The 4,231-nt window shown below is 61.6% G+C and carries 9 protein-coding genes; 2 read left to right on the top strand and 7 right to left on the bottom strand.

Annotated elements, in window-relative coordinates:
• The 6 genes from PLN84_RS12635 to PLN84_RS12610 form a co-directional block, all read right to left on the bottom strand.
• A partial coding sequence (locus PLN84_RS12635) for a thioredoxin family protein (protein WP_348532135.1) occupies nucleotides 1–169 on the bottom strand: 169 nt, incomplete at its 3' end.
• Nucleotides 166–435 carry a hypothetical protein gene (locus PLN84_RS12630; RefSeq protein ID WP_292383443.1) on the bottom strand — a complete coding sequence of 90 codons (270 nt, stop codon included), beginning with the start codon at nucleotides 433–435 and terminating at the stop codon, nucleotides 166–168. The genes PLN84_RS12630 and PLN84_RS12635, both read right to left, overlap by 4 nt.
• 10 nt (nucleotides 436–445) lie before the next feature.
• A complete protein-coding gene (locus PLN84_RS12625) occupies nucleotides 446–1,525 on the bottom strand; it encodes a permease (RefSeq protein ID WP_292409549.1) in 1,080 nt (359 codons plus the stop codon).
• A gap of 87 nt (nucleotides 1,526–1,612) precedes the next feature.
• On the bottom strand, nucleotides 1,613–1,765 hold the full coding sequence (locus PLN84_RS12620; protein WP_292409547.1) for a hypothetical protein: 153 nt from the start codon (nucleotides 1,763–1,765) through the stop codon (nucleotides 1,613–1,615).
• A gap of 50 nt (nucleotides 1,766–1,815) precedes the next feature.
• Nucleotides 1,816–2,133: a ferredoxin-thioredoxin reductase catalytic domain-containing protein gene (locus PLN84_RS12615; RefSeq protein ID WP_292409545.1), complete on the bottom strand. Its 318-nt coding sequence runs from the start codon at nucleotides 2,131–2,133 to the stop codon at nucleotides 1,816–1,818.
• 13 nt (nucleotides 2,134–2,146) lie between these two features.
• The gene (locus PLN84_RS12610; protein ID WP_292409544.1) at nucleotides 2,147–2,293 is read right to left on the bottom strand and encodes a hypothetical protein; all 147 of its coding nucleotides are present in this window, start codon (nucleotides 2,291–2,293) and stop codon (nucleotides 2,147–2,149) included.
• 171 nt (nucleotides 2,294–2,464) lie between these two features.
• On the opposite strand from PLN84_RS12610, the gene PLN84_RS12605 reads away from it, so the two are divergent.
• Together PLN84_RS12605 and PLN84_RS12600 are read left to right on the top strand one after the other, a co-directional pair.
• The gene (locus tag PLN84_RS12605) at nucleotides 2,465–2,803 is read left to right on the top strand and encodes a hypothetical protein (protein WP_292409542.1); all 339 of its coding nucleotides are present in this window, start codon (nucleotides 2,465–2,467) and stop codon (nucleotides 2,801–2,803) included.
• A 438-nt stretch (nucleotides 2,804–3,241) separates the two neighbouring features.
• Nucleotides 3,242–3,637: a metalloregulator ArsR/SmtB family transcription factor gene (locus PLN84_RS12600; RefSeq protein ID WP_292383446.1), complete on the top strand. Its 396-nt coding sequence runs from the start codon at nucleotides 3,242–3,244 to the stop codon at nucleotides 3,635–3,637.
• A gap of 10 nt (nucleotides 3,638–3,647) precedes the next feature.
• On the opposite strand, the gene pdxT is transcribed toward PLN84_RS12600, so the two are convergent.
• On the bottom strand, nucleotides 3,648–4,226 hold the full coding sequence (gene pdxT / locus PLN84_RS12595; RefSeq protein WP_292383448.1) for a pyridoxal 5'-phosphate synthase glutaminase subunit PdxT: 579 nt from the start codon (nucleotides 4,224–4,226) through the stop codon (nucleotides 3,648–3,650).
• Nucleotides 4,227–4,231: the final 5 nt, after the last annotated feature.

The following is a 4,231-nucleotide window of genomic DNA, read 5'->3' as shown; positions in this document are numbered from 1 at the left end:
CGTCGACGGCGAGGGCAGGGGTCAGCATCACGCCGCGGTCCATGATCTCGGTGATATCGTCGACCTTGACGACTTCGGCCTCGATGCCGAGTTCCTTGATTGCCGTCTCCACGTTCTTTGCGAGCCGCTTGCATTTGGCGCAGCCGGTTCCGAGCACTTCCACCTTCATCGTTTCTTCACCTCGTTCTGGTACTCACGAAGGAGCGCCGCCCGGTAGAGCGGTTCCGCTTCCTTCGGGATGTAGTTGTAGATCTTTACCTGTTTCATCAGTTCACCGCCGATAGCAATCTCGCCAGAGAGGTTAAGGGCGACCGTATCGGCCAGGATACCGTCGAGCATCGCAAGCCCAACGACGACCCCGCCGACATCGATCCGGCGGATCCGGCGCATGGCCTCGGCGGCGCAGCAGGGTTTCTCTCTCTTCTTTGTCTCCATAGGTTCTCCCCTATATGAGTAGCATCCCGTTCCCGAAGAGGAACCCGGCAATGGTCGCGAAGACGACCACCAGCGCCACGTAGGCCGCTGTCTTCTTCGCCCCCATGATCCGGTGGATGACGAGGACGGAGGGGAGGCTGATCGTCGGCCCGGATAGCAGGAGGGCGAGCGCCGGACCGCTGGCCATCAGCCCCGACGAGTAGCCAAAGGTCGTGCCGATGATCGGGACCTCAAGCAGCGTCGGCATGTAAAGGATCGACCCTGCGATCGCCGCAAGGAAGTTCGCGCCGAGCGAGTTGTTCCCGAAGTAGGGCTGGAAGGTCTCCGGCGGGAGGAAGAAGGCGATGATCCCGACAAGGAATGTCCCGGCGATCAGGATCGGAAAGATCTTCTTCGTGAGATCCCAGGTCTCCATCCCCCAGTCGGTCACCTCGTCCCGGTCGTAATAGTAAATGAGCAGGACGGCGATCGCGAGCGTGAGAATGTAGACGATGCCGAGCCGGAGCGCCCAGTCAAGCGGCGAAGCGCCGAAGACCAGCACCCCGACCAGGAGGGCGAAGAACGCCGGCGTGACCCAGCGCGGTTTCTCTTCCTCGCATGCCCCGGCGACACTCGGCGCCATCGCCTTCTTCTTGAGCGTCTCGACGTCCGTCGACCGGAAGATCAGCGCCATGAGAAGCCCGATGACGATCGCGAGCACGACCGCCGAGATCGCCCGTGCTATCCCGAGGTCGAAGCCGAGCACCCATGCGGTGTAGATGATCGCGAGGATGTTGATGGCGGGACCTGCAAAGAGGAACGTCGTTGCCGGGCCGATGCCGCTCCCTTTCTTGAGGATTCCGGCAAAGATCGGGAGAATGGTGCAGCTGCAGACCGCGAGGATCGTCCCCGAGACCGATGCTATCCCGTAGGAGATGTGCTTGGGCGTGTCCGGGCTGAAATACTTCAGTATTGCATCCTTCTTGACGAAGGCCGCGATGGCTCCGGCGATGAAGAACGCCGGCACCAGACAGGTAAGGACATGCGCCGAGAGGTAGTCGAGCACGGAGGCAAGCCCCGATGCAAGGGCGCCGATGAGTATGTCAATCATAGTTAGTTCCTTTACATTGCTCCAATGTCTGTATCGGTGTGTAATTCAGGCGATCCCGGCCGTGGTGACGGTGCCCGTTTCAGCTCCTCACCGCCCCCATGTCCCTTCGGACGGCTCCGGCTCCGCCTGCAGCATATAGTGACGGCTGTATTCGGTTATGGCTAGCAAATTCCTCATCGTCATCAGGAGGGCCACGCCGATCATGAAGGCGACCGCGACGATGAGGATAGCCAGCAGCACCCGGGGGAGTTCCACTCCGATCGGGACTGTCAGCAGGGGGTCGGCCGTCTTTATCCCCCCTGCTCCACCGCACTCTTCCGGAAGAAGAGGTTGCAATGGCAGTGACCCTCAACCGCGATCTCCTCCTTGTGGTAGACACAGGGGCAGGCAATCTTCGCATCTTCTTCCGGCACGCCTTTCCGGATGCGGCAGGGACAGAAGCGCTCGCCATGCCTGAGCTGGTTCCGGGCAAGCCCCCGGAGGACAGCGTTTCGCACCCGTTCGTCCGGGTTGAGCACCAGGTCGTGTTCGCGGGCGTACTTCTCCGCCCAGGTACGGATCTCTTCGACCAGTTCGTCCTCGGTCAGGGTCGTCGGTTCGTCGGCCATTCTCCGCTTCCGGTCACTCTTTCTTCTCGTCCGTCTTCTTCGACACGACCTTCACGCCGCCGCAACTGCAACTGCAGCCGCAGTCGTTTTCCGGCGCAAGGAGTCTCTTGATCCGTCCGGCGAGGCTTTCCTTTGGGTTCTTGCTGGTGTCGTCTGTCATGGTGCTACGCCCCACTCTGTTTCAATACTATTTGAAATAGTGTGAGCGCCACCACCCTATAATGGTTCTGGTTTCAAAACGAGTTGAAGGAGTTGTCACCAGGCATGACGACATCCGGTAGCCACCGGGGGTGGCAGGGCATTTCCCGTTGAGCTTGCGAGCCTGCCCCCTGTGCAGCCGCTCTTTGTCTGCTTCACCAGAGCGGTGCTCGGGCCGGCAGACTCAAAACCTTCCTGCCACCTCCCGGTCCTGGAGAAGGCAGGGCTGATCGTCGGCGGGCTGCAGGGGAACCGGATCCTCTACGCTCTCCCGATCCAGGGAGACCGGCGAGCTGCAGGAGGTTGCGGATGCCCGAACCGCCAAGACATCGGGAAGCATGCCAGGTTGCTTGCCGACGATATAATTCCCCAACACCAGGTAATCCAGACCGGTGGAGAAGAAGCAGCGGATAGCATCCTGCGGCGATTCCACGATCGGCTCGCCCATCACGTTGAAACTCGTGTTCAGTAATACCGGGACGCCGGTGAGTATCTCGAACTCCTTCAGCAGGCTTTTTGAGGGGGTCGAACCCCCATGGGGGGTCCCGGCGGCTCATCGGGCCGGCATTGTCGACCGATGAAAAGAGACAGCACCGTGGAAACCCGGGAGGTCCTCCGGCCGATGACAGCCGATCGTCGGAAGAGAAGATCCGATGCGTTCGTAGCCTTCGCTTGACCCCGGCGAGCGCCAACGGGTGCGCATCGCTGATGATGACCCGCTCCGGCCTTCTCCCCCACGGTCAGGATGCTCCGTACGACCCTGCTGCCGCCGATGGAACCGATGCTCATAGTGCCCATGCTTTTTTCTCCTCTGCTGTTGAACGGTTAGTTCGTACGCCGTGTGAGAGCAGCGAAAGGTTATAGATGTTTTCATTTCAGATTCTTTTGAAATATCGAGTGTGATGTCCCGATGGCAGAAGACAAAAAATACCAGGATGCATCCCTGCCCCTCCCTCCTGACGTCGAGGAGTCGCTCTGCCGGTGCGGGGGCATCGCAGGGCTGACGGGGCAGTTGCCGGGAGACGATCTCCTGAAAAGAGAGAGTGCTCTTTTTCGCGCACTCGCCGACCCCCTCCGCCTCAAGATCCTCGCCATGCTCGCGGTGCAGCCGCTCTGTGTCTGTGTCATCAAGGCGGTGCTCGGGATAGCGGACTCGAAGCTCTCCTACCACCTCTCCGTCCTGAAGAAGATGGGACTGATCGCCGGCGAGGCGCAGGGAAACTGGATCATCTACCGGCTGACCGCCGATGGCACCGCCTGGACAAGACAGGTGATAGGCGACGCCGGGAGTCGAAAAAACAGGTGAATCCCGGATCCTATATGCCGAGACCCTCTAAGAAGGTCCGGTGCAGGCGGAGATCTCCGCCAAGCTCCGGGTGGAAGGCGAACGCCATGTGCCGGCCGTGCCGGACGACGACGATCCCCTCCGGTATGCGGGCGAGCACCTCGACGCCGCTCCCGATCTCCGTCGCCACCGGGGCCCGGATGAAGACCGCGCGGAAAGGGTCGGCAAGGCCCGCGATGTTGAGAGACGTTTCACGGGAGTCGACCTGCCGCCCGAAGGCGTTCCTCGCTACATGCATCGGGATGAGACCCAGGGTCCGCACCCGTGGATCGTCCACCCGGTCAGCCACGAGGACCATCCCGGCGCAGGTCGCAAATATCCCGCCCTCGAACCCGGCAAGCGGCTCATAAAGCCCGTTCTTCCCGATCAGCCGGGAGATGGTGGTGGACTCGCCGCCCGGTATCGCGAGGGCGTCGAGGTCCCCGAGGTCCGCCGCGTGCCGGACGGGGACGACCGTTGAACCCGGCCGGTCTGCGAGCGCCTCACGGAACGCCGTAATATGCTCGGCGACGTCGCCCTGGAGCGCGAGAACGCCGATCTTAACGCCCACGGGTC

The sequence above is a fragment of the Methanoculleus sp. genome (assembly GCF_035363275.1).
GTDB lineage: Archaea > Halobacteriota > Methanomicrobia > Methanomicrobiales > Methanoculleaceae > Methanoculleus.
The sequence above is the reverse complement of the archived record's forward strand: the minus strand, read 5'-3'. Positions and strand labels throughout refer to the sequence as shown.